Origin of the sequence: Streptomyces xiaopingdaonensis (assembly GCF_000262345.1) — a bacterium.
GTDB classification, from domain to species: domain Bacteria; phylum Actinomycetota; class Actinomycetes; order Streptomycetales; family Streptomycetaceae; genus Streptomyces; species Streptomyces xiaopingdaonensis.
Map to the genome: position 1 here is coordinate 1 of NZ_AJTQ01000239.1, position 431 is coordinate 431.

1 pseudogene is annotated in these 431 nt (G+C 70.1%); it reads right to left on the reverse strand.

The annotated features are described in order from the left end of the window. A pseudogene (locus UWG_RS0118980) lies at positions 1 to 431 on the reverse strand (hypothetical protein); the annotation flags it as partial.

Consider the following 431-nt stretch of genomic DNA (forward strand, 5'->3'; position numbering starts at 1 on the left):
CGGTCGCCGCGCGCACCGTGGGGAACTGCTCGCGGTAGTGGTCCTCCGGCATTCCCGTGGTGTTGGCGACCGCGTACGGCTTCTCGCTCGCCAGGTAGTCGGAGACGACGCTGGAGACGTCGGAGACGAGCAGGTCCGCTTCGTTGAAGCACGAGTAGAGGCCGGGGCGGGGCCCGGTGACGATCTGGTGCTCCCACTCGGGCAGCGACGCCCAGTACGCCTCGTGCCAGGCGTCCGTCGCGGCCTCGACGTGCTGGGCACGGTCGGTGTCCGGCTTGGACTGGTGGAGCATCCGCTCTATCTCGTCGGCGCTCTCGCGGAAGTCGACGCTGGTGAGGGTGTCGAGCTCGGCGGTGCGGCGACGCAGCAACTCCGTTGCCTCGGCGCTGGGTCGGGGTCCGGTGCGTTGGGTGTTGGCGTGGCGGATGAGG